The 24,394-nt window shown below is 70.4% G+C and carries 22 protein-coding genes and 1 pseudogene; 11 read left to right on the top strand and 12 right to left on the bottom strand.

Going from position 1 to position 24,394, the window contains the following annotated elements; translation table 11 throughout:
* Positions 1–53: 53 nt before the first annotated feature.
* Positions 54–557 carry a DUF3291 domain-containing protein gene (locus OHT76_RS29145; protein WP_328873820.1) on the top strand — a complete coding sequence of 168 codons (504 nt, stop codon included), beginning with the start codon at positions 54–56 and terminating at the stop codon, positions 555–557.
* On the opposite strand, the gene OHT76_RS29140 is transcribed toward OHT76_RS29145, so the two are convergent.
* Positions 554–1,426: an ADP-ribosylglycohydrolase family protein gene (locus OHT76_RS29140; RefSeq protein WP_328873819.1), complete on the bottom strand. Its 873-nt coding sequence runs from the start codon at positions 1,424–1,426 to the stop codon at positions 554–556. The genes OHT76_RS29145 and OHT76_RS29140 overlap by 4 nt on opposite strands.
* Positions 1,423–2,530: pseudogene (locus OHT76_RS29135) on the bottom strand (ferritin-like domain-containing protein). Before OHT76_RS29135 ends, OHT76_RS29140 begins: the two are co-directional and overlap by 4 nt.
* Before the next feature lie 127 nt (positions 2,531–2,657).
* Between OHT76_RS29135 and OHT76_RS29130 the strand changes: the two are divergent.
* The 4 genes from OHT76_RS29130 (at position 2,658) to OHT76_RS29115 (ending at position 5,815) form a co-directional block, all read left to right on the top strand.
* The gene (locus OHT76_RS29130; protein WP_186285277.1) at positions 2,658–3,596 is read left to right on the top strand and encodes an AurF N-oxygenase family protein; all 939 of its coding nucleotides are present in this window, start codon (positions 2,658–2,660) and stop codon (positions 3,594–3,596) included.
* Positions 3,597–3,632: 36 nt separating this feature from the next.
* Entirely contained in the window at positions 3,633–4,286 is a 654-nt protein-coding gene (locus tag OHT76_RS29125) for a TetR/AcrR family transcriptional regulator (protein ID WP_328873818.1), read from the top strand.
* 10 nt (positions 4,287–4,296) lie between these two features.
* Complete coding sequence (locus OHT76_RS29120; RefSeq protein ID WP_328873817.1) at positions 4,297–4,599, top strand: hypothetical protein; 303 nt, start codon at positions 4,297–4,299, stop codon at positions 4,597–4,599.
* Between the two features lie 103 nt (positions 4,600–4,702).
* Entirely contained in the window at positions 4,703–5,815 is a 1,113-nt protein-coding gene (locus OHT76_RS29115) for a C40 family peptidase (RefSeq protein WP_328873816.1), read from the top strand.
* Here the strand turns inward: OHT76_RS29115 and OHT76_RS29110 are convergent.
* Genes OHT76_RS29110 through OHT76_RS29090 form a run of 5 tightly spaced genes read right to left on the bottom strand, consistent with a single transcriptional unit; the run spans position 5,739 to position 11,173 of the window.
* A complete protein-coding gene (locus tag OHT76_RS29110; protein ID WP_328873815.1) occupies positions 5,739–6,986 on the bottom strand; it encodes a styrene monooxygenase/indole monooxygenase family protein in 1,248 nt (415 codons plus the stop codon). The genes OHT76_RS29115 and OHT76_RS29110 overlap by 77 nt on opposite strands.
* 15 nt (positions 6,987–7,001) lie before the next feature.
* Positions 7,002–7,613: a GTP-binding protein gene (locus tag OHT76_RS29105; protein WP_328873814.1), complete on the bottom strand. Its 612-nt coding sequence runs from the start codon at positions 7,611–7,613 to the stop codon at positions 7,002–7,004.
* On the bottom strand, positions 7,594–8,037 hold the full coding sequence (locus tag OHT76_RS29100; protein WP_328873813.1) for a DUF742 domain-containing protein: 444 nt from the start codon (positions 8,035–8,037) through the stop codon (positions 7,594–7,596). The genes OHT76_RS29105 and OHT76_RS29100 overlap by 20 nt, the downstream gene beginning before the upstream one ends.
* Positions 8,034–8,534: a roadblock/LC7 domain-containing protein gene (locus OHT76_RS29095; protein ID WP_328873812.1), complete on the bottom strand. Its 501-nt coding sequence runs from the start codon at positions 8,532–8,534 to the stop codon at positions 8,034–8,036. Before OHT76_RS29095 ends, OHT76_RS29100 begins: the two co-directional genes overlap by 4 nt.
* Complete coding sequence (locus tag OHT76_RS29090; protein WP_328873811.1) at positions 8,531–11,173, bottom strand: sensor histidine kinase; 2,643 nt, start codon at positions 11,171–11,173, stop codon at positions 8,531–8,533. The genes OHT76_RS29095 and OHT76_RS29090 overlap by 4 nt, the downstream gene beginning before the upstream one ends.
* Positions 11,174–11,543: 370 nt before the next feature.
* Between OHT76_RS29090 and OHT76_RS29085 the strand changes: the two genes are divergently transcribed.
* Positions 11,544–12,371, top strand: coding sequence for a hypothetical protein (locus OHT76_RS29085; RefSeq protein WP_328873810.1), 828 nt, complete (start codon positions 11,544–11,546; stop codon positions 12,369–12,371).
* On the opposite strand, the gene OHT76_RS29080 is transcribed toward OHT76_RS29085, so the two are convergent.
* Complete coding sequence (locus OHT76_RS29080; protein WP_328873809.1) at positions 12,334–12,834, bottom strand: MarR family winged helix-turn-helix transcriptional regulator; 501 nt, start codon at positions 12,832–12,834, stop codon at positions 12,334–12,336. The genes OHT76_RS29085 and OHT76_RS29080 overlap by 38 nt on opposite strands.
* Positions 12,835–13,130: 296 nt before the next feature.
* On the opposite strand from OHT76_RS29080, the gene OHT76_RS29075 reads away from it, so the two are divergent.
* The gene (locus OHT76_RS29075; RefSeq protein WP_328873808.1) at positions 13,131–13,949 is read left to right on the top strand and encodes a lysozyme; all 819 of its coding nucleotides are present in this window, start codon (positions 13,131–13,133) and stop codon (positions 13,947–13,949) included.
* Between the two features lie 158 nt (positions 13,950–14,107).
* On the opposite strand, the gene lon is transcribed toward OHT76_RS29075, so the two are convergent.
* Positions 14,108–16,522 carry an endopeptidase La gene (lon, locus tag OHT76_RS29070; protein ID WP_328873807.1) on the bottom strand — a complete coding sequence of 805 codons (2,415 nt, stop codon included), beginning with the start codon at positions 16,520–16,522 and terminating at the stop codon, positions 14,108–14,110.
* A 160-nt stretch (positions 16,523–16,682) separates the two neighbouring features.
* On the opposite strand from lon, the gene OHT76_RS29065 reads away from it, so the two are divergent.
* From OHT76_RS29065 to OHT76_RS29055, 3 genes are all read left to right on the top strand, one after another.
* Positions 16,683–17,039 carry a zinc ribbon domain-containing protein YjdM gene (locus OHT76_RS29065; RefSeq protein ID WP_328873806.1) on the top strand — a complete coding sequence of 119 codons (357 nt, stop codon included), beginning with the start codon at positions 16,683–16,685 and terminating at the stop codon, positions 17,037–17,039.
* Positions 17,040–17,101: 62 nt separating this feature from the next.
* A complete protein-coding gene (locus tag OHT76_RS29060) occupies positions 17,102–17,887 on the top strand; it encodes a GNAT family N-acetyltransferase (RefSeq protein WP_328873805.1) in 786 nt (261 codons plus the stop codon).
* Positions 17,888–17,948: 61 nt separating this feature from the next.
* Positions 17,949–19,403, top strand: coding sequence for a sulfatase family protein (locus OHT76_RS29055; protein WP_328873804.1), 1,455 nt, complete (start codon positions 17,949–17,951; stop codon positions 19,401–19,403).
* Here OHT76_RS29055 and OHT76_RS29050 read toward each other — a convergent pair.
* A complete protein-coding gene (locus tag OHT76_RS29050) occupies positions 19,390–21,138 on the bottom strand; it encodes a glycoside hydrolase family 3 protein (protein ID WP_328873803.1) in 1,749 nt (582 codons plus the stop codon). The two genes, OHT76_RS29055 and OHT76_RS29050, sit on opposite strands and share 14 nt — an antisense overlap.
* Before the next feature lie 14 nt (positions 21,139–21,152).
* Positions 21,153–22,436, bottom strand: coding sequence for an MFS transporter (locus OHT76_RS29045; protein ID WP_328873802.1), 1,284 nt, complete (start codon positions 22,434–22,436; stop codon positions 21,153–21,155).
* 180 nt (positions 22,437–22,616) lie between these two features.
* Between OHT76_RS29045 and OHT76_RS29040 the strand changes: the two genes are divergently transcribed.
* Positions 22,617–23,246, top strand: a complete 630-nt coding sequence (locus tag OHT76_RS29040) for a TetR/AcrR family transcriptional regulator (RefSeq protein ID WP_328873801.1) — start codon at positions 22,617–22,619, stop codon at positions 23,244–23,246.
* A gap of 56 nt (positions 23,247–23,302) precedes the next feature.
* Here OHT76_RS29040 and OHT76_RS29035 read toward each other — a convergent pair whose 3' ends face one another.
* Positions 23,303–24,331 carry a hypothetical protein gene (locus OHT76_RS29035; protein WP_328873800.1) on the bottom strand — a complete coding sequence of 343 codons (1,029 nt, stop codon included), beginning with the start codon at positions 24,329–24,331 and terminating at the stop codon, positions 23,303–23,305.
* Positions 24,332–24,394 lie beyond the last annotated feature (63 nt).

Raw genomic sequence — 24,394 nt, 5'->3', positions numbered from 1 at the left:
GTTGCTGAGACGGGGGTACCGATCGGCGCGTCTCCCGACCTAACGTTCGGTCCATGACCTCAGTCGCGTACGAACTCGCCCAGGTGAACATCGGACGCCTCAAAGCCCCGCTGGACTCCCCTCAGTTGAAGGACTTCGTCGACGCGCTGGACTCGGTGAACGCCGACGCCGACTCGGCGAAGGGCTTCGTCTGGCGGCTCCAGTCCGAGGAAGGCGACGCCACGGACATCCCCGTCTTCGGGGACGAGTGGCTGATCATCAACATGTCGGTGTGGCGGGACGCCGACGCCCTGACCGCGTACATGTACCAGGGCCGCCACCGGGAGATGCTGGCCCGCCGCAGGGAGTGGTTCGAGAAGGTCCAGGAGGCGATGGTGACCCTGTGGTGGGTCCCGGCCGGCCACCGCCCGACGGTCGCGGAGGCGGAGGCCCGCCTGCTGCACCTGCGCACCCACGGCCCGACACCGTACGCCTTCACCTTCCGCACGTCGTACCCGGCACAGAGCGCCGAGCCGGTGGCGCTCGAGGTGCCGGACGGCCTGGGCTGCTCGGTCTAGGACAGCGGCTCCCGGCGGCTCAGCCACTCCTGCGGTACGCCGTCGACGCCCGTGCGGGCGGCCACGATGCCGCCGGTGATGGCGCAGGTGGTGTCGACGTCGCCGAAGCCCTCGGCTGTGGTCCACAGGGCCGGGAGCAGGTCGTCGGGGTGGCGGGCCGCGGACCAGACGGCGAAGGGGACGGTGTCGTCGGCGCGGATGCGCTGACCGTTGCCGAGGAGGTCGGCGGCCTTCCAGGGGTCGGTGGTGAAGGGGACCTCGGCGGCGCGGGCGAGGCCTTCGCGCACGGCGCTGTCGGGGGTGAGGTCGGCCACCGCGGGGAGCGTCAGCTCACGGCGTGCGGACAGGGCCGCCGCCACGGCCACCGCAACCGCGCCCGCGATGCCCTCCGGGTGGGCGTGGGTGACCTCGGCGGAACGGGTCGCCTGTTCGACGACGCGCTCCAGGCTGTCGTGGAAGAAGGCACCCAGGGGTGCCACCCGCATCGCGGCGCCGTTGCCGAGGCTGCCCTCGCCGCCGAAGAGTTCGCGGGTGAACTCGGGCCAGCGGTCGGGTTCGTCGAGCAGCCGGGGCAGCAGCTGGTGCATGCCGTAGCCGTAGCCGCGGGCGGGATCGGCGTCGTAGCCGAGCGCGAAGGCCAGGGCGAGTTCCCGCTGTTCGATCTCGCCGTACTGGTCCAGCACTCTCATGACCCCGAGCGCCATCGCCGTGTCGTCGGTCCAGTGCCAGTCCCGCTCCTCGGGCATACGGCGGGCGCGGACCTCGTCGTACGCCTGCTGCGGGTCGCGGAAGAGGGGGAACCAGCGCTCGCCGAACGCGTCGCCGAGGGCGAGGCCTTCGAGGCTGCGGCGGGCGGCGGCACGGTTCATGGACTGGTCCCCAGATCTATCGCTTCCTGCACTTCTGCCATCCGATCATGCTCCTCCGCGGCAAAGCGTTCCGTATCCAGTTTCTCGGCGATCTCCTCGTCCTCGGCCATCAGCAGATCGAGGTTGGAGTCGCCCATCTCGAAGACGCCCATGTCGACATAGGCCTGTTGGAGGCCTTTGCCCCACAGGCCGATGTCCTTGACGCAGGGGACGATGCGGGAGAAGAGCAGCTGACGGAACAGGGCCAGGAACTCGGACTGTTCGCTGTACTCCTCGGCCTCGGCGGTCGGGATGCCGAAGTTCTCCAGGACCTCGACTCCCCCTGAGACGGTCGCGCATCAGGTAGCAGCCCTCGATGACGAACTCCTCGCGTTCGCGCAGTTCGGCGTCGGTGAGCTGCTGGTAGTAGTCGCGCAGTGCCATCCGGCCGAAGGCCACATGGCGGGCCTCGTCCTGCATGACGTAGGCGAGGATCTGCTTCGGGAGGGGCTTGTCGGTGGTGTCGCGGATCATCCCGAACGCGGCGAGGGCGAGGCCCTCGATGAGGACCTGCATACCGAGGTACGGCATGTCCCAGCGGCTGTCGGCGAGCGTGTCGCCCAGCAGCGACTGGAGGTTGTCGTTGATCGGGTACAGCATCCCGATCTTCTCGTGCAGGAAACGGCCGTAGATCTCGGCGTGCCGGGCCTCGTCCATGGTCTGGGTCGCCGAGTAGAACTTGGCGTCCAGGTCGGGGACGGACTCCACAATGCGCGCGGCGCAGACCATCGCGCCCTGCTCGCCGTGCAGGAACTGGCTGAACTGCCAGGACGCGTAGTGCTTGCGCAGCTCCCCCTTGTCCGCGTCCGTCATCTTCGCCCAGTGCCGGGTGCCGTAGAGCGACATCGCCTCGTCCGGGGTGCCGAGCGGGTCGTCGGGGTCCACCTCCAGCGTCCAGTCGATCCGCTTCTGCCCGTCCCACTGCTTGTCCTTGCCCTTCTGGTAGAGGGCGAGCAGCCGGTCGCGGCCGTCGTCGTACTCCCAGGAGAAGCGGGCCGCGCCGGTCGCCGGCACCTTCCAGAGGGGGTCTCCCGGGTCGTTGGCGTACACGTCGTAGGTCGGCATGTCTCGCAGGCTCCCGCTCGGTAGACGCGGGGTCAACAAGTGCCGCACGAGGGATTGACGGCCTTGCTGACAAGCAGTCTCATAAGAGAACGGAGGATGTGACCCCGGGTAACGAATTGGGAGAACGATGACGACCCTCACGGAAGCCGACGCGCTGGAAGGCCTGCGCGACGCGCTGGGCCTGCTCAAGGACCGGGAGCAGGTGGCCGAACGGCTGCTCGACTCCTCCGCGAAGCACTCCTTCGACCCCGACAAGGAGCTGGACTGGGACGCGCCCTTCGAGGAGGGCAAGTGGTTCTGGCCGCCGGAGCTGGTGTCGCTGTACGACACCCCGATCTGGAAGCGGATGAGCGAGGAGCAGCGGATCCTGCTCTCCCAGCACGAGGCGGCGGCGCTGGCCTCGCTGGGGATCTGGTTCGAGCTGATCCTGATGCAGCTGCTGGTGCGGCACATCTACGACAAGGCGGCGACGAGCGCGCATGTGCGGTACGCGCTCACCGAGATCGAGGACGAGTGCCGGCACTCGAAGATGTTCGCCCGGCTGATCTCGCGCGGGGAGACGCCCTGGTACCCGGTGAGCCGGGTGCATCAGAATCTGGGACGGCTGTTCAAGACGATCTCCACGACTCCGGGATCCTTTACGGCGACGCTGCTCGGGGAGGAAGTCCTGGACTGGATGCAGCGGCTGACCTTCCCCGACGAGCGGGTGCAGCCGTTGATCCGGGGCGTCACGCGGATCCATGTCGTCGAGGAGGCCCGGCATGTCCGCTACGCCCGCGAGGAGCTGCGGCGGCAGATGCTGACGGCGCCCAAGTGGTCGCAGGAGTTCACTCGGGTCACCTCCGGGGAGTTCGCCCGGGTGTTCTCGGTGGCGTTCGTGAACCCCGAGGTCTACACGAATGTGGGCCTGGACAAGCGGGAGGCCGTGGCGCAGGTACGGGCGAGCGGGCACCGACGGGAGGTCATGCAGACCGGCGCGAAACGGCTGACGGACTTCCTGGACGACATCGGGGTACTGCGCGGAGTCGGACGGCGGCTGTGGCGGTCATCGGGACTGCTGGCCTAGGTGAGGGCTGTGGCGGGGCCGGTTACGCTGCACGTCATGAGCTCCTCGGCCCCCACTCCCGCCTATCGCCGTCTCAGTGTCGAGGAGCGGCGCAGTCAGTTGCTCGCCGCCGCTTTGTCGCTGTTCGCTCATCGGGCGCCCGAAGAGGTCTCGCTCGATGATGTGGCGGAGGCCGCCGGGGTGTCGCGGCCGCTGGTGTACCGGTACTTTCCCGGCGGCAAGCAACAGCTGTACGAGGCCGCCCTGCGCTCCGCCGCCGAGGAGCTCCAGCAGTGCTTCGACGAGCCCCGTGAAGGGCCGTTGCTGACCCGGCTGGGGCGGGCCCTCGACCGGTATCTCGCCTTCGTCGACGAGCACGACGCCGGGTTCAGCGCGCTGCTCCAGGGCGGCAGTGTCGTCGAGACCTCCCGGACCACCTCCATCGTCGACGGAGTGCGGCGGGCCGCCGCCGAGCACATCCTCAGACATCTGGACGTCACCACGCCCGGACTCCGACTCCGGATGACCGTCAAGGTGTGGATCACCGCCGTCGAGGCGGCCTCCCTCCTCTGGCTCGACGAGGGCAAGCAGATCCCCGTCGGCGAACTGCGCGACTGGCTGGTCGACCAGTTCGTCGCCGTGCTCTCCGTGACCGGCGCCCGCGACCCGCAGACCGCGGCGCTGGTCCAGGCGCTCGCCGAGGATGGCTGACACTGGTGCCGTGAAGAGCGAAGACACCCCCTTCGAGGGCGGGCCCATGGACGGGCGCGTGCTGCCCGTACTGCTGGGGATCACCGGGCACCCGCCCAAGACGTACCGCATCCCCGTCCCGGACCCCGACGGCGGCCCGCCCACCGTGCTCGTCTACCGGCGCGTGCCCCGCGTCGAGGGCCGGCCCGTCGGACTCTCCCGGCGCTGGAAGTACACGTACGACCCCGAGGGGCGTCTGGAGAGCCGGCTGAAGTGGCCCTGGTCGAAGCCAGACGCCACGCCGGGCGGCAAGCGGGACGACGCGGACGGGTGACCTGGTTGCGCCGAACCGCGCACACTCGGCGCGCGCATCACGAGCGTCAGCCTGATGCTCGCGGTGCGGAGCAGAGGGGCTGCTCCGCACCGGAGGTGATGAGGTGTCAGGAAGGCTTCTGCGTCTGGTGTGTACGGCGGCGACGGCGGCCGGCGCCGTCCTCGTACCGGCCCCGGCCATGGCCGTCCCCGAGCCCGGGGAAGCGTCGGTCTCCCAGCTCCTGACGGATCTTCAGCGGCTGTACCGGGAGGCGGAGCGGGCCACCGAGACCTATAACGCCACCGAGGAGAAGCTGAAGAAACAGCGCGCCGAGGCCGGACGCCTGGACGGCGAACTCACCCGGGTCCGGCTCTCCCTGCACAACAGCCGGGGCGCGGCGGGGCGGCTGGCGCGGCAGCAGTACCAGAGCAGCACCGAGATCTCCTCGTACGTACGGCTGCTGCTCGCCCGCGATCCGCAGCACGCGCTCGATCAGGGGCATGTGATCGGGCAGTTGGCGCGGGAGCGGGCCGAGACGGTGGGGCGGCTGGAGGGCAGCGAACGGAAGGCCGACGTCCTTGCCCGCAAGGCCCGCACGGCACTGGACAGGCAACTCGCCCTCGCCGAGCGGCAGAAGAAGGAGCGGGAGGAGGTGGAGCGGCGGCTGGGGGACGTCCAGGAGAAGCTCGTCTCGCTCAGTCCTGAACAGCTCGTCGAGATCGCCGAGTTGGAGAAGAAGGGCATCAGCAAGGCGCAGCAGGACCTCGTCACCTCCGGGGCGCTCAGCAGCGAGCGGAAGCCGTCCGGCGCGGGCCAGCGGGCGGTGCGCTATGCCATGCGGCAGTTGGGGAAGCCGTACGAGTGGGGCGCGGAGGGCCCGAAGACGTACGACTGCTCAGGCCTCACCTCCCGGGCCTGGGACCACGCCGGTACCCCGATTCCCCGCACCAGCCAGGAACAGTGGGCCCGGCTCCCGAGGGTTCCGCTGAAGGAGCTGCGCCCGGGCGATCTGGTGATCTACCGCCGCGATGCCACCCACGTGGCCCTGTACGTGGGCAAGGGCAAGGTGGTCGAGGCCCCCAGAACGGGCGAGAAGATCAAGGTGTCGTCGATGGCGACCCACCCGATCCTGGGAGCCGTACGCCCGGACAAGCCGCTGGCTAGGCCAAAGAAGCCAGATACGCCTCGGTCTTCTCCGGCTCATAGAAGAAGTTCTCAAAGTCGGCCGGGTCGTTGAACGCGTTGGCGAATCGATCCGCCGCCGGCTGAAGCTGACCTGCCGCGCCGATCAGGTTGAGGATGTGCTCCGGCGGCGGGGCCAGCATCGCGTTGGTCCACTTGGTGACGTGCTGCGCGGTCGCCCAGTAGCGGTCGAACGTCGCCTGCATCCACTCTTCGTCGAACGGCTTGTCACCGTGCTCCAGGATGGCGGCGAGGTACGCGGCCGCGCACTTGGACGCCGAGTTGGAGCCCTGACCGGTGATCGGGTCGTTCGCGACGACCACGTCGGCGACGCCCAGGACCAGGCCGCCGCCCGGCAGACGGCCGATCGGGTTGCGGACCGTGGGCGTGTAGCGTCCGGCCAACGTGCCACCGGCGTCCGTCAGTTCGGCCTTCGTCGCCCGCGCGTGCTCCCACGGCGTGAACTTCTCCATGAGTTCCAGGATCAGGGAGAGGTGCTCCGCCGGGTCCTTGACGCCGTTGAAGACGTCCAGCGGGCCGCCGGGTATGCCCTCCCAGAACAGGATGTCGGCGCGTCCGGAGGTGGTGAGCGTCGGCATGATGAACAGCTCGCCGACGCCGGGGACCAGATTGCAGCGGACCGCGTCGAACTCCGGGTGCTCGGGACGCGGGCCGAGGCCATGGACGTAGGCCACCGCGAGGGCGCGCTGCGGCTCGGTGTACGGGGAGCGCTCCGGGTCCCGGGCGAACATGGAGACCAGCTCGCCCTTGCCGGCCGACACCAGGACCAGGTCGTACGTGCGGGAGAAGTAGTCGAGGTCGCCGACCGCCGCGCCATGGATGACCAGCTGGCCGCCGCGCTGGGCGAAGGTCTCCATCCAGCCGGCCATCTTCACACGCTGGTCGACGGACTGGGCGTATCCGTCGAGCCGGCCCACCCAGTCGATCGCGCGGGCCGCCGGGCCCTCGGCCCACGAGCCGGGTGCCGCCACCGAGACGCCGAGTCCTTCGATCTTCGGGGCCTGGGACTCCCAGAAGTTCAGCTGGAGATCGCGCTCGTGCTGCAGGGCCGTGTGGAACATGCACTGCGTCGACATGACCCGGCCGGTGCGGATCTCGTCCGCGGTCCGGTTGGACATGAGGGTGACCTCGTACCCGTTCGACTGGAGTCCGAGGGCGATCTGGAGGCCGGACTGGCCGGCTCCGACGACGAGTATCTTCCGCATACGGGGTCTGGTCTCCTACTCGGGTGTTGCGTCCAGCGCGTGGCCCACCAGGGCCAGGAGGGTCTCGATCACCGAGATCCGGCGGCGCGCGTCCATGATCATGACAGGTATGTGGGCGGGGATCGTGAGCGCGTCGCGCACGTCCTCCGGCTCGAACCGCTCGCTGCCGTCGAAGTGGTTGACCGCGACGACGTACGGCAGCCCGCAGCTCTCGAAGTAGTCCAGCGCCGGGAAGCAGTCCTTCAGGCGCCGGGTGTCGGCCAGCACGACCGCGCCGATCGCGCCGCGCACCAGGTCGTCCCACATGAACCAGAATCGCTGCTGGCCCGGCGTGCCGAACAGGTAGAGCACCAGGTCGTCGTCGAGCGTGAGGCGGCCGAAGTCCATGGCCACGGTGGTGGTCAGCTTCTCGGGCGTGCCGGTGAGGTCGTCGGTGTCCTCGCTTGCCTGGGTCATCAGCGCCTCCGTCTGGAGGGGCGTGATCTCCGAGACCGCCGTGACCAGCGTGGTCTTTCCGACGCCGAACCCGCCCGCCACGACGATCTTCGTGGCGACGGGGGCGCGGGTGCGGTCCGTCTGCCAGGACTTCAGCTCTCTGTCGGTGTCTTCAAAGACGACGGAGTCCACTCAGCACCCTTTCGAGCAGCGCCCGGTCCGGACGGCCGGTGCCGTGACCGGTTCCGGTGCCGTACACACGGATCGTTCCCTGGTCCGCGAGATCGCTCAGGAGCACGCGGACCACACCGAGCGGCATCTTGAGCAGCGCGGCGATCTCGGCCACCGTGCGCATACGGCGGCACAGTTCGACGATGGCCCGCATCTCGGGCATCACCCGGGTGTTGAGGGAACCTCCCCCATAGCTCAACGCATGGGAGGTGCCCCCAGTCAGCTCCCTGCGCTCCTCCGGGGCGTCGAGCGCCGCCACGAACGTCTCCACGAGGAGGACGTGGCCGAAGCGGGTACGGCCGCCGGTGAGCGAATAGGGGCGTACCCGGGCGGGCTTGCGGTCGCCGCCGCGGACGGGGAGCCTCTTCGGCGTGCTGCTGCTCATCGGGCACTCCCCGTCGACTCGGCTTCCAGGGATTTTCGTAGCTCGCTGCGGAGTTCGGGCGTGAGGACGTGTCCGGCGCGGCCGACGAAGAGAGCCATGTGGTACGCGACCACGCTCATGTCGCAGTCGGCGGAGCCGTGTACGCCGAGCAGGGAGCCGTCGCTGATCGACATCACGAACAGGCTGCCTTCATCCATCGCCACCATCGTGTGCTTGACTCCGCCGAACTCCATGAGGCGGGCGGCGCCGATGGTGAGGCTGCCGATGCCGGAGACGATGGTGGCGAGGTCGGCGGAGGAGCCTCTGGGGCCGGTGCGGGTGCTGCGCTTGGCCTTGGCCTCTTGGTTTCTGTCCGGGTCGGAGGAGAGCAGGAGCAGACCGTCGGAGGAGACGACTGCGACCGACTCGATGCCCGGCACCTCCTCGACCAGGTTGGTCAGTAGCCAGTGCAGGTTGCGGGCTTCACTGCTCAGTCCGAAGGTACTGGGCGCGGTCAACTGCTTGCCTCCTCGACTGTGCCCCCCGTGGCTTCTTCGGATTCTGCGATTTCGGCTTGTACGTCGCGATAGCCGGCCTCTGCCCCCCGGCGGAAGCCGCCCAGCCTCCGGCGGAGGGCGTCGGCGTCCACGGAAGCGCTGCGCTGGCGGGGCGGTTCCGTGGGTGCGGTGATCTTTGGTGTGCGCTTGGGGAGGCCCTTTTCGGTGAGCTGGTCCTCGTCGGCTCGCTCGTGTTCCGTCTCGGCTTCGCCTTCGACGGGGTCGTTCCCCTCGGGCTCCGGCTGTGCCGGGGCCAGAAGCTCCATCGTCGTCTCCGCCGGTGCCTCCTCTGGTGCCTCCGCCGGTGCCTCCGCCGGTGCCTCCTCCGGCTCCTCCGACTTCCGTACCGCCCGCTCCGCCAGCTCCACCAACCGGTCGCCCCTGCCGCCGTGGAGGACATTGGAGTTGGCCTCCGCGTCCGCGCCGGGGAGGGTGAAGGTGTGGGGTGTTGAGGTCAGGGCGTCCGTCGACGGGACGGCCGATGAGGGGGCCGGGGCCAGTAGCGTGCTCGGGAGTACCGCTACCGCTGCTACTCCGCCCTGCTTCTGGTCCCGTAGCCGGACTCGGATTCCGTGGCGTTGGGCCAGGCGGGCGACCACATAGAGGCCGAGGCCCAGGCCCTCCTCGCCTTCCTGGTCGTAGGAGGCCTCGGGGTCGAAGTCGGTGAGGCGGGTGTTGAGGCGGGTCAGGCGGGCGTCCGTCATGCCGATGCCCTCGTCCTGGACGGAGAGCATGACCTCGCCGTTCTCCAGGAGCCAGCCGGAGACCTCCACCGGCAGGTCCGGCGGGGAGAACGCCGTGGCGTTCTCCATCAGTTCGGCCAGCAGGTGGGAGAGGTCGTCCGCCGCGAAGCCCGCGATGTGCGCGTGGGGAGGCAGGGCCGCGATGCGGACCCGCTCGTAGCGCTCGATCTCGCTGACCGCCGCCCGGACCACGTCGACCAGCGGCACCGGGCCCGCGCTGTGCTGGACGTGTTCCGTGCCCGCCAGCACCAGCAGGTTCTCGCTGTGGCGGCGCATCACCGTCGCGAAGTGGTCCAGCTTGAAGAGCGTCGCCAGACGGTCGGGGTCCTGTTCCCGCTCCTCCAGGCCCTCGATCACCGCCAGTTGGCGTTCCACGAGGCCCAGCGTCCGCAGCGCCAGGTTCACGAACGTCGAGCCGATGCTCGTGCGCAGGCGGTCCAATTGTGCTGCCGAGTCCGCCAGTTCCGCGCGGAGCTCCTCGCGGGCGTCCGCCATCTTCTGGCGCTGGGCCACCAGGTGCTTGCGGTCGGACTCGAGGGTCGCGATACGGGCGTGGAGGGTCACGGCCTGCGCGTGCAGCGTGTTGACCGAGTCCACCACCTTCGCGAACTCGTCCTTGCGGCCCGTGAACCTGACCGGTTCCTCGGACGTCGGGTCCTCGGCCGCCGCCAGCCGCGCCGAGCCCAGCCGTACGACCGCCAGCGGGCGGGTGAGGCCCCGGGCCATCCCCGTGGCGACGCCGATCGCGAGCAGCACCAGGAGGCCGAGGATCGCGATGCGGATCTCCAGCTCGGTGACGTCGTCGTCGCGCAGAAGGGCGAGGTCCTTGGTGCGGCGGTCGTGGAGGGCGGACTCGGCGCCGCGCATCATCTCGACGCGGGCGGAGAGCGCCTCGTCAAGCTTCTTCACACCGGTGGCGAGTTCGGCGTCGGAGAGGGTCGGCTGATCGGTCAGCGACGCCAGATATTTCTCGGCGGCCTCCGCCTCCGGTCCGGTGACCGTGGAGTCGTACGAGGTCACCGACTTCTGCGGCGCGGTCTCGCGGAAGTCGGCGAGGGCCGCGTCCGAGCGCAGCCGGGCCTCCTGGGCGGCGGCGGTGAGCGCGTCGCGCTGCTTGGCGTCGGCGGCGGAGGAGGTGCTGACCGTGCTCGGCAGACCCGTGATGGGGTCGATGACGGTCTGGGTGGTGCGGGGGATGTTGAGCGCGGCGAGGAGCAGGCCCCGGTTGGAGGCGGCCTGTTGTACGGCGGTGTCGAGCTCGGCGAGGGCAAAGGCGCCGGAGCCCGCGCGGGGCGGCATGTCCTCGGCCAGCTGCTCGGCGAGCCGGTGCAGTTCGGTGAGCGAGGCGGAGTACGCCTTGTGCGTTTCGAGAGCGGTGCTCTTTCCGGTGAGCGCCGCTCTGCGCAGGGCCGCGATGTCGTCCAGGTCCGCCCTCAGCGAGGCGGGGGTGTCCGGGTTCGCACGGAGCTCCTCGACCAGCCGGTCGACGCGGGCGCTGCGCTGCTCCGAGGGCGCCTTGGACTTGGGGCGCCCGGCGGCCACGTAGGAGATGACCTCGTCGCGTTCGTCGGCGAGCGAGTGGGCGAGCGCGAGGGCGTCCTCGGTCCGCTCGGAGAGGGTGACCAGCTCCTGGGTGTCGTGCACCTGCGCGGAGGCGGTGACGACGGAGGGGGTGCCGGCCGCTGCGATGGCGGCGGCGACCACGGCCACGGCGATGAAGAGCCGGTTGCGTACATGGGTGGGCCGGCCCTTGCCGGCCGAAGTGGTGCCGGTCCCTGCCGTGGTGCCGGGCGTGTGCTCCGGGCTCCCTGCGGAAGCCTTCTGCTTGCCTGAGCGACGAGGCCGCATCTTCTGCACCGGTGCTCGCATTCCTGAACTCGTGATACCCATGGGCCCGGGTGACGCTCCGTCAACTGGCGCATACGCCCGGTACGCTTCCCGACCCTCCCAGTGCCGGTGGGCGGTTCTCTCGCATCACCTGACCCGCCACCCGAAGGAGTGAACCCCGGAGGGGAGTTGGCGGGCAAGTTCCTGTGGCGCTTGCAGTGGCCGTTCCCGGCGGGCCGGTTGGACGTCTGCTGCGGGCGGTGGCAGTATTCGCCGCCACGCGCGCCCGGACTGAATGATTCCACCCCAAACCCGGCGTCTGACCTGCGCGAGTACGCCAATTGCGCAACCGTTGCCAGCCTTTGGCGAACCTTGTGAAGGGCTCGTGCAGACTGGCCGGATGCGTACTGAACTTGTTTCGGAGCCCGGCGATCCCGCCCGCCCCAACGAGGACTTCGCAAGCGTCGGACTGCCCGCCTCCGGACAGGGCGGCGCGGTGGTGGTCCTCGACGGGGTGACCCCGCCGAAGGGCGGGACGGGCTGTCTGCATTCCGTCCCCTGGTTCACCGCGCGCCTCGGCGGGGCACTGACCGAACTGACCGTTTCACTCCCGGATGTTCCCCTCGCCGACGCCCTGTCGCTCGCTCTCGCGCGTACCGCCGACGCCCACCGGGAAACCTGTGACCTTTCTCACCCACGCACACCGCAGGCAACGGTCGTCATGGTCCGCTGGTCACCCGAGACCGTCGAGTACCTGATCCTCTCGGACTCGGCCCTCCTGGTGGAGTCGCCCGAGGGCACGGTCACGCCGTACCTCGACGACCGGTTGTCCCTCATTCCGCGCTCCGCTCTGGCCACGGACGCGACGGTCGACGCGGACCTGCGCAACAAGGAGGGCGGCTTCTTCACGGCCGCCGCCGATCCCTCGGTCGCGGCCAGGGCGGTGACCGGAACCCTGCCCCGCTCCGGCGTCCGCGCCCTGGCCGCCCTCACGGACGGTGCGACGCGCTGGGTGGAGAAGTTCGGCGCCGGAGACTGGGGCGGCCTCTTCGACGTCGTACGGAAGGAAGGGGCTCAGGCGCTGGTCGACCGGGTGCGGGCGCTGGAACTCGCGGACACCGACCGGCAGTTCCTGCGGCGGAGCAAGACGCACGACGACGCGACGGTGGTATTCGTGGAGTTGCCGGCTCTCAGCCCTGCCCCTCCATCTCCTGGTTCAACTGATTGAGCAGCCGGGCCAGTTCGGAGACCTCACGAGGGTCCCAGCCGGAGAGCCGGCGGGCGTACCGCGCTCGCCGGGCCTCCCGTACCTTGCTCACCCGGCCGCGGCCCTCCTCGGTGAGGTGGACCAGCCAGGCCCGCCCGTCGGCGGGGTCGGGCTCGCGAGCGACCAGGCCGAGGTCCTCCAGGGCGCGCAACTGACGGGACATGGTGGCCTTGCCGACGCCGATATAGGCGGCGAGCTCGGTCGCCCGCTGCTCCCCGCACTCGTCGAGCCGGATCAGCAGCCCGTAGGCGGCGGACTCCAGATCCGGATGGACCTCGCGGGCCATCTCGCCCTGACTGGCCCGGGCCCGGCGCAGCAACACGGTCAACTCGCGCTCCAGGGACAGGAACTCGGGCTGCTCCACACCACGTCCGGACACCCCGGAGCCGACTCGACGTCCGTCGCCGTTTCCGTCTTCGCGCACGTCAGTCCCTGCCTCGGTTTCCCAGTTCTGAAAGTTTCCGTCAAATGCCGTCATCGGCGCAGCTCCGTCAGTATTTCGCAGGCGTAGACCAACGGCAGCCTCCAGGCCCTCTTCCACCCGCCGGTCCCCGTCCGTAGCGTCGTTCCCAGGCACCGACTGGCATGCCCACGCCAGCATTGTCCGACGGCGGACCAACAGCGGACCAACGACGATCCGCCCACCCCCGTCCAGGCGTCGCCATGCCCCGCGTCACAGGTCTCCCCCACCGAGCACCACCGAGCCTTCGGAGGCACGCTATGCGTGTGCACAGACCCGGACTGCTCCGCCTCTGCCTCACGGCACTCCTGCTCACAGCGCTCTCCCTCACGTTCGCCACCCCCACCTCCGCCGCCTCCGCGGCCGACACCCCCGCCCGGGGCTCCGCCCACATGGGCATGGGCGTCCCGGCCCATGACGGCGTCCACGGCCTCCCCCGAGACACCCGCGCCACCCAGACGGAGGGCGTCGACGTCTCCTCCCACCAGGGCAACGTGGCCTGGTCGACCCTCTGGAGCAGCGGCGTGAAGTGGGCCTATGTGAAGGCCACGGAAGGCACGTACTACACGAACCCGTACTTCGCCCAGCAGTACAACGGCTCCTACAACGTCGGCATGATCCGCGGCGCCTACCACTTCGCCACCCCCGACACCACGTCCGGCGCCACCCAGGCCAACTACTTCGTGGACCACGGCGGCGGCTGGTCCCGCGACGGCAAGACACTCCCCGGCGCCCTGGACATCGAGTGGAACCCGTACGGCGCTGCCTGCTACGGCAAGACCCAGGCCGGGATGGTCACCTGGATCCGCGACTTCCTGAACCAGTACAAGGCCCGCACGGGCCGGGACGCCGTCATCTACACGGCGACGAGCTGGTGGACCCAGTGCACGGGCAACTACTCCGGCTTCGGCGCCAGCAACCCGCTGTGGATCGCGCGGTACGCGTCGACGGTGGGGACACTGCCCGCGGGCTGGAGCTACTACACGATGTGGCAGTACACCTCGACCGGACCGTCGGTCGGTGACCACAACAAGTTCAATGGAGCCTTGGACCGGGTGCAGGCCCTGGCCTACGGATAGGCCGACGCCGCCCCGGCCGGGGGTCCGGGGGTTGGCCCCCGGGATATGCAGCAACGGAGCCCTGGACAGGGTTGGCCCTCGCCAACGGCTGACCGTACGACGAAGGCCCGGGCTTCCCTCACGGGACCCGGGCCTTCGCCCTCATCCGGCCGCGTCCGTCACGCCGCTGCCGGAAGCTCCGACTTCGCGCCGTTCGTGGCCGGAGACAGGGCCAGGTCCAGGACCTGGCGTACGTCCGTCACGGCGTGGACGTCGAGCTTTTCGAGGACCTCGGCGGGGACGTCGTCGAGGTCGGGCTCGTTGCGCTTGGGGATGATCACTGTCGTGACGCCCGCCCGGTGCGCGGCCAGCAGCTTCTGCTTCACTCCGCCGATCGGCAGGACCCGTCCCGTCAGGGAGACCTCGCCCGTCATCGCCACATCCGTGCGGACCAGGCGGCCCGACAGCAGGGAGGCGAGTGCCGTCGTCATCGTGATGCCCGCGCTCGGTCCGTCCTTCGGGACCGCGCCCGCCGGGAAGTGGATGTGCACGCCCCGGTCCTTGAGGTCGCCGACAGGGAGTTCCAGTTCGGCGCCGCGGGAGCGGAGGAAGGACAGGGCGATCTGCGCGCTCTCCTTCATCACGTCACCCAGCTGGCCCGTCAGGGTCAGACCCGCCGCACCCGTCTCCGGGTCCGCGAGGGACGCCTCCACGAAGAGGACGTCACCGCCGGCTCCGGTCACCGCGAGACCGGTCGCCACGCCCGGGACCGCCGTACGGCGTTCCGCGGGGTCCTGGGCCGACTCGGGCACGTGGTGCGGGCGGCCGATCAGGTCGCGCAGATCGCCGTCCGTCACGGTGAACGGCAGCTTCCGCTCGCCCAGTTCGTGCTGCGCGGCAACCTTGCGGAGCAGTCGTGCGATCGAGCGCTCCAGGTTGCGGACGCCCGCCTCCCGCGTGTACTCACCGGCCAGCTTGCGCAGCGCGCTCTCGTCCAGCGTCACCTCGTCCTTGTTCAGACCCGCCCGCTCCAGCTGGCGCGCGAGCAGATGGTCGCGGGCGATGACGATCTTCTCGTCCTCGGTGTAGCCGTCGAGGCGGACCAGCTCCATACGGTCGAGCAGGGCCTCCGGGATGGCCTCCAGGACGTTGGCCGTCGCGAGGAACACGACGTCGCTCAGGTCCAGCTCGACCTCCAGATAGTGGTCCCGGAAGGTGTGGTTCTGGGCCGGGTCCAGCACCTCGAGCAGGGCGGCCGCCGGGTCGCCGCGGAAGTCCGAGCCCACCTTGTCGATCTCGTCGAGCAGGACAACCGGGTTCATGGACCCGGCCTCCTTGATGGCCCGCACGATCCGGCCGGGCAGCGCGCCGACGTATGTACGGCGGTGACCGCGGATCTCCGCCTCGTCGCGGACGCCGCCGAGGGCGACGCGGACGAACTTCCGCCCCATCGCGTGGGCGACCGACTCACCGAGGGAGGTCTTGCCGACCCCGGGCGGCCCGACGAGAGCCAGTACGGCACCGCCGCGCCGCCCTCCGACGACGCCCAGTCCCCGTTCGCTACGGCGCTTGCGGACCGCCAGGTACTCGGTGATCCGCTCCTTCACGTCCTCAAGACCGGCGTGCTCGGCGTCCAGGACGGACTTGGCGCCCTGGATGTCGTAGGCGTCCTCGGTGCGCTCGTTCCACGGCAGTTCGAGGACCGTGTCCAGCCAGGTCCGGATCCAGGAGCCCTCGGGCGACTGGTCGCTGGACCGCTCCAGCTTGTCGACCTCCTTGAGGGCGGCCTCACGGACCTTCTCCGGCAGGTCGGCGGCCTCGACGCGGGCGCGGTAGTCGTCGGACTCCTCGCCCTCCGCCTCGCCGTTCAGCTCGCGCAGTTCCTTGCGTACGGCCTCCAGCTGGCGGCGGAGCAGGAACTCGCGCTGCTGCTTGTCGACGCCCTCCTGGACGTCCTTGGCGATGGTCTCGGCGACGTCCTGCTCGGCGAGGTGGTCGCGCAGTTGCTGGGTGGCGAGCCTGAGGCGGGCGACCGGGTCGGCGGTCTCCAGCAGTTCGACCTTCTGTTCGGTGGTGAGGAAGGGCGAGTACCCGGAGTTGTCGGCGAGCGCGGAGACGTCGTCGATGGCCTGGACCCGGTCCACGACCTGCCAGGCGCCGCGCTTGCGCAGCCAGGCGGTGGCGAGCGCCTTGTACTCCTTCACCAGATCCGCGACCTGCCCCGGCAGTGGGTCGGGCGCGCTGTCGTCGATCCGGATGCCCTCGACCCAGAGGGCAGCGCCCGGCCCGGTCGTCCCGGCACCGATCTTCACGCGGTCACGGCCGCGGATCAGGGCGCCCGGATCACCGTCGGCGAGCCGGCCGACCTGCTCGACCGTGCCGAGCACACCGGTGCTCGCGTATGTACCGTCGATGCGTGGCACCAGCAGTACCCGTGGCTTTCCCGGCTGGGACCGGGCGGCGGCCTGGGCGGCCTCCACGGCGGCGCGCACATCGGCGTCGTTCAAGTCCAGCGGGACCACCATTCCGGGCAGCACGACCTCGTCGTCGAGCGGCAGCACGGGCAGGGTGAGCGAAGTGGACGTCGAAGCCATGATCTCCCCTTCGGCAGTCAAGTTGAGTTATGCCGACTCAATGCACGGGAGAGCTTGAATGTTCCCCGACCTCCGTTCGCTGTCAGCGATCACCCGTGATACGCCCTGTGACCTCGGGCTTTGCAAAGCGGCGCCACCCCAGGCCGCATAGACTTCCGGTGTGACCGACACCCTGCCCCCGTGCCCCGAGTGCGCCGGCGCGTACACCTACGAGATGGGCGCGCTCCTGATCTGCCCCGAGTGCGGCCATGAGTGGTCGCCCGCCTCCGCCGAGGCCGCGGGCTCCGCCGCCGAGAGCGGGGTGGTCCGTGACGCGGTCGGCAATGTCCTCGCCGACGGTGACACCGTCACCGTGATCAAGACCCTGAAGGTCAAGGGCAGCCCCAGCGGTATCAAGGCGGGCACCAAGGTCCGCAACATCCGTCTCATCGACGCCGTGGACGGCCATGACATCGACTGCAAGGTCGAGGGGTTCGGCGCGATGCAGCTGAAGTCGAGCGTGGTCAAGAAGGCCTGAGCGGGCCCGACGGCGCCGAAAACCGCTTGCCCGCGCGCGGGCCCCTCCCCCACGGTCTGTCCGTGACAGACACAGAGACCCTTCTCTCGGCCTACGACGACCAGATGCGCGGCGCGCCCCCGACCCCGCCCGCAGGGGTGACGTACGAACAGGACGGCCCGTTGCTGCGGATCGTCGGCGGGTTCCGGGGCTTCGTCAGCGGCCCGCGCTCCCTCGGTGTGCGGGGTGCCGACCTCGATCGGCTCATCGCCCGGCAGCGCGACTTCTTCGCGGCGCGCGGGGAGGCGGTGGAGTGGAAGACCCGGGCGCACGACGACCCGAGCGACCTCACCGAGCGGCTGCGCGCGGCGGGCTTCGCGCCGGAGGAGCAGGAGACGGTCCTGATCGGACGCGCCGCCGACATGGCCGTACGAGAGCCCGTCCTGCCTGACGGAGTGACACTGCGTCGGGTGACGGCGGACGCGGACATGCGCCGTATCGCCGCGATGGAGTCGGCGGTGTGGGGGCAGGACTGGAGCTGGCTCGCCGACGATCTGACCGGCCGGGTCGCCTCCGCCCCGGACGAGATCGCCGTGTACGTCGCCGAGGCGGACGGCGAGGTGGTGTCCGCTGCCTGGCTGGCCTTGCGCGCGGGCACCGGGTTCGCGAGCCTGTGGGGCGGGTCGACGCTGACCGATTGGCGGGGCCGGGGCATCTACCGCGCCCTGGTCGCCACCCGCGCCGCGCTCGCCGTCGCACGCGGGGTCACCTATCTGCACGTGGACGCCTCCGACGACAGCGCGCCCATCCTGCGGCGGCTGGGCTTCACGGCGGTGACGACGACCACACCGTACGTCTGGAGTCCCTGATCCACAGGAACGGGCCGCACACTGCAAGCTCGTTCACAGCCAGGGGGAGTAGGGGAAGCGGATGTCCGAGGGAGAGCGGCGGGGGCCTGCTCGGCGTGCGTTGATCGTGGGCGGAGCGGTGGCTGTGGCGGGGGCCACCGTGCCGCTCGTCTCCGGTGGGGGGAGCGGATCGCGGCCGGCCTCCCCGACCCGTACCGCCACACCTGTGGCCGGCCATCGCCCCCGCTCCGACAACCGCCCCAACATCCTCCTCGTCCTCACCGACGACCAGCCGAAGGAGACGGACTGGGCGCTCCCCCGTACCGTCGACTGGCTCGGTGGCAGCGGCTCCACCTTCGGGCGGGCGCACGCCAACACCCCGTTGTGCGCGCCGTCGCGGGCCTCGGTGATGACGGGTCGGTACGCCCATCACCACGGCCTCCTCGACACCCGCCACCCGTACCACCTGGACCAGCGCACGACCGTCCAGCGCCGGTTGCACGAGGCGGGTTACCGCACGGGCATGTTCGGCAAGTACCTCAACTTCTGGCGCACCGGCGACGACCCGCCCCACTTCGACGAGTGGCTGCTCCAGGAGCCGGTGCGCTACTTCAACGGCCACTACAACGACAACGGCACCGTCCGGATCATCCCCGGCTACAACACGACCGTCATCAAGGACCGCGCCCTGGCCTTCATCGAGGCCTCCCGCACCGACAGCCGCCCTTGGTTCGCATACGTCGCCACCCGCTCCGCGCACGAGGCGAACACCCCGGAGCCGCGGTACGCACGCACGCGCGTGCCCGAGTGGGAAGGCCGCCCGTCGGTCTTCGAGACGGACAAGACCGACAAGCCGCCCTTCCTCCAGGCCGCCGACCACTCCTTCGCCCAGGGCAGTGGATTGCGCGCCCGTCAGCTCCGCACCCTGCTCTCGGTCGACGACGCGATGCACGACTTCCGCGAGAAGCTGCGCGCGCTCGGCCAGTTGGAGAACACCCTCGTGCTGTTCACCAGCGACCACGGCCTGTGCTGGGGCGACCACGGCTGGCTGCGCAAGTCGGTGCCGTACCGCCCGAGCCTGGAGGTCCCGTTCCAGCTGTCCTGGCCGGCCGGCGGCCTCGGCACCTCCCGCTCCGACGACCGGCTCACCGGGCTCGTCGACATCGCGCCCACCTTCCTCGACGCGGCCGGTCTCCCGCCGGATCCGGAGCACGACGGCCACTCCCTGCTGGACCCGGGCAACGACCGGGATCATTTGCTCGCCGAGTGGTGGTGGAACCAGCAGGACCGCCAACCGATCCACAGCTGGGCCTCGTACATCGGCAAGGCGGAGCAGTACACGGAGTACCACCGCACCCGTCTCGATCACGCCGGCCGCCCCACGCGGGGCGACGGGAAGGTGCTCTTCCGGGAGTATTACGACCTGCGCGCCGACCCCTACCAGCTCACCAACCGCCTCCACCAGGCGAGCCCGCAGGAGGAGCGACGGCTGGGGATCCCGGAGCTCGCCAAGGGTCTGGCCGCTATGCGGGGGTGATCCCGTGCCCGTACGGGAACACCGGGTCCTCCGTGTCATTGGGCACGTCCGGACGGGACGCCGCCACCGCCGCCATGGAGCGCGGCAGTTCGAACGGCAGCCGCCCCTCCGCCCGCGCCCGTCCGAAGACCACGTCCAGCAGGGCGGCGTCCGAGGCGCCGAAGTCGGCCACCAGGGCGGCCGCCCGCTCGGCGATCTCAGGGAGTACGGCCGGGCGTTCGAGGTTGACGCACACCACGGTCGGGGCCGTCTCCAGCAGCCGGAGGATCTCCTTCAGCTCGGCGTCGGGGAAGGCGAGCAAGCCCGCGTGGAAGAACGACTCGAAGAGGCCCGAACGCTGCTCGTACGGTGTCCGCAGGCGCAGTACGGCCAGGTCGGCGGCCGTCGGGTCGTCCACCACTGAGCCGTACGCGGACGCCGTCTCGGCGCTCAGCCCCTGGACGTACAGCCGAGGCCGCCCGGTGACCGGCAGCACGGCATGGTCTGTCAACACGGTCAGCGAGCGCCGCTGGGCGGCCTCCCCCAGCGCCGTGAACTCCGCCGCGCCCACGATCTCCTCGGCCCGGTCGGCATCGACGTACGGATTCTCGAACAGCCCCAGCACGAACTTCTCGCGCAGCACCCGCCGTACGGACTGGTCGATCCGCTCCTCGGAGACCCGCCCGCCGCGCACCAGCTCGACGATCACCTCGGGGCACTGCTCGCCCCCGAACTGGTCCGTGCCGGCGTCCAGGGCCTTCGCCGCGCGCTCCGCGACGCTCAGATGCTCCACGCCCCACGCGCGCGCCTCGGCCGGTTCGCCCATGATCTCGGCGTCCGTGAGCAGCCCCCAGTCGGTGCAGATGATCCCCTCGAAGCCGAGGCGTTCGCGCAGCAGGCCCGTCAGGACGTCCTTGTTGAAGCCGAAGCCGACCTCCTCCCAGTCGGTGCCGACGGGCTGGCCGTAGTACGGCATCATCTGCGAGCACCCGGCCTCGACGGCGGCCACGAACGGCTTGAGATGGTGCTCGCGCAGGCCGCCCGGGTACACCTGCTCCTTGCCGTGCGGGAAGTGCGGGTCCTCGCCGTCCTTCTGCGGGCCGCCGCCGGGGAAGTGCTTGACCATCGCGGCGACCGACTCGGGTCCGAGGGCAGGGCCCTGGAGGCCGCGGACGTACGCCCGTACCAGCTCGCTCGACGTCTCGGCGCTGGAACCGAACGTGCCCGACTGCCGCGACCAGCGCGGCTCGGTCGCCAGGTCGATCTGCGGGTGCAGCGCGACCCGGAAACCGACCGCCAGATACTCGCGCCGGACCGTGTCCGCGAACCGCTCCACCAGCTCCGGGTCCCCGATCGCCGCGAGCCCCAGCGGCTCGGGCCAGGCGGAGAAGTCGCCGGAGTTGAAGGACGCTCCGGGGTTGTCGGTGAAGGCGTGGCGCGGGTCGGTGGAGAGGGTGACCGGGATACCGAGGCGGGTGCTCGCGGCGAGTTCCTGGATGCGGTTGGCCCACTCGGCCATCGCCCGGGCACTGCCCTGCCCGATGAGGTTGAAGTGGGTCAGATGGCGCCCGGTGAGCAGTTCGGTGGTGCCGTACCGCAGGAAGGGGCCCTCCTCGGCGAGGGTGCCGTCGGGGTTCATCGACACCATGGTGTGGAAGAGCTGGCCCGCCTTCTCCTCCAGGGTCATACGGGCGAGGAGGTCCTCGACGCGTACGTCGACGGGCAGCTGCGGATCGCGGTACGGGGGCGTGGCCATGCTCGTGGGATCCCTTACTTGACGGTACGGATGAACTGGACGGCGAGCGCGCCCAGGACGGCGGCGACGGCGCCGAAGAGGAACAGCGCGCCGTAGTTGCCGCCGCCGCCGATCGCGAGGAGCGCGGGGGCGACGATGGGGACGAGGGACTGCGGGAGAGCGTTGCCGATGTTCAGCACGCCCATGTCCTTGGCGGACTCCTCGGGGTTGGGGAGCACGGCCGCCGCGAGGGCCATGTCGACCGACAGGTACAGGCCCTCGCCGAAGCCGAAGACGACCAGGGCGGCGACGTACATCCCGAAGGACTGCGCGGAGGCGATCATCGCCAGGCTGACGGCCATGACCAGCGAGGAGCCGAGGACGTAGGGCTTGCGGCGGCCGGAGCGGTCGGAGAGCTGGCCGCCGAGCAGCGAGCCGAGCACGGTCGCGGCGACCATGGCGATGGTGCCGGCGAAGACCTTGCCGGTGACGTCGTCGTCGCTGTACCCGAGGCGGTCCATCAGGAAGTAGACCTGGTAGCTGGTGACACAGGAGGCGCCGGTGAAGACCAGGAAGCGGCCCGCGAAGTTCCACGCGAAGTCGGGGTGCTTGCGCGGGTCGACCCAGAAGCTGCGCAGGAACTCCCTGAGGCTGTACGGCTGGAACGCGCCCACGCGCGCGGGGCGGTCCTTCATGACGGCGGCCAGGGAGCCGACCGCCACCAGGCCGATGACGCCGGGGACCAGGAAGGCGAGGGCCATCGAGTCGCTGAAGGCCTGGGCCAGCGCCGAACCGGCGATGATCGCGAGCGGGGTGGTCATGCCGACCATGCCGGAGACACGGGCCATCTGTGCCTGGGGGATCAGGTCGGGAATGCAGGAGGTCAGCGCGGAGAGGGCCGCGTTGATACCGAGCTGGGCGAGGGCCCAGCCGAGCAGGAGCGTGGGGACGTTGGAGCCGAGGGCGACCACGGTCAGTCCGCCGAGCCCGGCGAGCATGCCGCCGAGCAGCCAGGGGCGGCGGCGGCCGAAGCGGCTGGTGGTGCGGTCGGACAGGGCGCCGAAGACCGGGTTGCCGAGCATCGCGAGCAGCGCGCCGACGGAGAGCACCTGGCCGAGGGCGGCACCGCGCTCGCCCTCCGGCACGATCTGGCTGACCCGCAGGGCGAGGGTGACCATCACCGGGGTGAGGACGGCGAGGTATGCGCCGAACTGGGCGAAGGCGAGGGTGGCGACCAGCTTGGCGGGGGCGGCCTGCTGGGGGAGCTCGGGCGAGGGAGCGGTTCTCGCGTCGAGCGGGGCGTCGTGGCTCACGGCCATGCGGCACTCCAGGGGGACGGGGGCGGCTTCCTTGCCGCACCGGCACGCCCAGGGAAGCAGCAAAACCGAGTGGGTACTAGGTTTTGTGCGCGTGGTCAGAATCATGCTGCACACGGCTTGAAATATGGGTCTGGTTACACGTGTAATCGTCGATTTCGCAGCTCGATTAAGGTGATCGGCATGGAGCCCAAGGAGACCCGCAGGACGTATGCCGTCGGCGACGAACGCCGCTCGCGCATCCTCGACGCGGCCGTCGAGCACTTCGCCCAGTGGGGCTTCCACGCCTCCTCGCTGGCCCGCATCGCCAAGGACGTCGGGATCACCCAGGGCGGACTGCTGCACCACTTCCGCAGCAAGGAGGATCTGCTGGTGCAGGTCCTGGAGCGGACCGAGCAGCAGGACAGGGAGAAGTTCTTCGCCGAGGAGTTCGCCTCGGCCACCGAGTGCTACGCCGGACTGCTCCGGCTCACCGAGTACAACGCGGCCCGCCTCGGCCGCACCCGGATGTTCAACGTCCTGCTCGCCGAGGCGGGCGATGTCGGCCATCCCGCACACACGTACTTCGTCCGCCGCTACACCGAACTCGTGGCGGTCATGTCCGCCTCGCTCCAACTAGCGGTGGAGAGCGGGGAGCTGAAACCGGACACGGACGTCGTGGACATCGCGGAGGAAACGGCCGCCGTCATGGACGGACTCCAGCTCCAGTGGCTGCTCGACCCCAAGGGCTTCGACATGGTGACGCGGTTCCGCCAGTACGCGGACCGGCTGCTGCGGTCGGTCAAGACCGACGGGACCGGACTGCCCTCCTGAGAGGCCTGGCTGCGGTGGTCGATGCCGGCCGCCCTGACCGTCGTACTGCTTCGGCGCTACCAGAGGACAGGGTTCGGGCCGGCCCACAGCCGGTCGTAGATCTCGCGCACCCGCGGCCGGCGCACGGCGGGGAGTCTCGCCAAGGTGTGCATGAAGACCTGGCGGTCGGGGTGGAAGGCGTACCCGGGATGCGGCGGGAGCGGATAGTCGTCGCGCAGGACGCCGTCCGGGAGCGTGCCGGAGGCCGGGAACGGTGAGATCTCCTCGGGGTCGGCGAGATACGCCCAGACGTCCGTGGCCAGCGGGACCGTGGGGACGGGGGCGGGTGGCTGCCATGGTTCGCCGGTGCGGGGATGGCGGGGGACGAGGGCGATGTCGGCGTCGCAGGTGCGGCCCGGACCTGCCAGACCCACGGACTTCGGCGCGGGGCCCGGTGGGAAGATCACGGCGGCCGCCCGGCCGAACAGCTCGGCGAGGAGTCCATCGGGGAAGGCGACCGGCTCGCCCTCACTGGCCACCACCAGATGCGCCGGCGCCGCACCGACGGCTGCCGTCCAACGGCGGTCCCAGCCCCCGGCCGGATCGATGGGCGGCGTGGCCGGCGCGCTCGGTTCGGGAGCGGGCCCGCCCGTCGAAAGGCGCCGTACGGCGTCGGGTTCCAGCCACACCGCCTGCCAGAGCGAGCAGTCGTCCAGCCGCGTCGCCACCGCCCGCCCGCAGCGCTCACACGCCAGATTGGGTCCGCCCCCACCGTCCAGCCCCAGGCAGTAGCCCTCGCAGCACTCGGGGATCAGAACCAGGCCACGCGAGTCGCCCGGAGCGAGGACGATCCGGCCCGGCGCCCCGAAGGACAGCAGGTACACCGGCGCGTACACGCCACGGGCCGCCGCCCCGGCCTCCCCGACCTCGTCGTACCGCCGCCACGGCACCCCGGACGGCCCGGGGTCGACGGCGTACGTCCCCGGCTCCATCAGCGGGGGAAGCAGCTCGTGCCAGGACGAGTGATGGGCATGGACGGGAAGCGCGACCCGGGCAACCGGCACCGTCAGCGCCGCATCACATCCGGCGCACACGAAAACGTCCACCAACCCTCCCCCGTACCCAGGGGATTGTCTCCGCCCCGGCCCCGCGGACCCACCGATTTTCGC

It is taken from the genome of Streptomyces sp. NBC_00287 (assembly GCF_036173105.1).
In the GTDB taxonomy this organism is placed as follows: domain Bacteria; phylum Actinomycetota; class Actinomycetes; order Streptomycetales; family Streptomycetaceae; genus Streptomyces.
Note: the sequence above shows the minus strand (reverse complement) of the source record. Positions and strands in the feature narration are given on the sequence as shown.

Bases quoted from the DNA above. Each gene is read 5' to 3' on its own strand.
- OHT76_RS29145 (WP_328873820.1), top strand. From the start codon at position 54: ATGACCTCAGTCGCGTACGAACTCGCCCAGGTGAACATCGGACGCCTC.
- OHT76_RS29140 (WP_328873819.1), bottom strand. From the start codon at position 1,426: ATGAACCGTGCCGCCGCCCGCCGCAGCCTCGAAGGCCTCGCCCTCGGC.
- OHT76_RS29130 (WP_186285277.1), top strand. From the start codon at position 2,658: ATGACGACCCTCACGGAAGCCGACGCGCTGGAAGGCCTGCGCGACGCG.
- OHT76_RS29125 (WP_328873818.1), top strand. From the start codon at position 3,633: ATGAGCTCCTCGGCCCCCACTCCCGCCTATCGCCGTCTCAGTGTCGAG.
- OHT76_RS29110 (WP_328873815.1), bottom strand. From the start codon at position 6,986: ATGCGGAAGATACTCGTCGTCGGAGCCGGCCAGTCCGGCCTCCAGATC.
- OHT76_RS29100 (WP_328873813.1), bottom strand. From the start codon at position 8,037: ATGAGCAGCAGCACGCCGAAGAGGCTCCCCGTCCGCGGCGGCGACCGC.
- OHT76_RS29085 (WP_328873810.1), top strand. From the start codon at position 11,544: ATGCGTACTGAACTTGTTTCGGAGCCCGGCGATCCCGCCCGCCCCAAC.
- OHT76_RS29075 (WP_328873808.1), top strand. From the start codon at position 13,131: ATGCGTGTGCACAGACCCGGACTGCTCCGCCTCTGCCTCACGGCACTC.
- lon (WP_328873807.1), bottom strand. From the start codon at position 16,522: ATGGCTTCGACGTCCACTTCGCTCACCCTGCCCGTGCTGCCGCTCGAC.
- OHT76_RS29055 (WP_328873804.1), top strand. From the start codon at position 17,949: ATGTCCGAGGGAGAGCGGCGGGGGCCTGCTCGGCGTGCGTTGATCGTG.
- OHT76_RS29050 (WP_328873803.1), bottom strand. From the start codon at position 21,138: ATGGCCACGCCCCCGTACCGCGATCCGCAGCTGCCCGTCGACGTACGC.
- OHT76_RS29045 (WP_328873802.1), bottom strand. From the start codon at position 22,436: ATGGCCGTGAGCCACGACGCCCCGCTCGACGCGAGAACCGCTCCCTCG.
- OHT76_RS29040 (WP_328873801.1), top strand. From the start codon at position 22,617: ATGGAGCCCAAGGAGACCCGCAGGACGTATGCCGTCGGCGACGAACGC.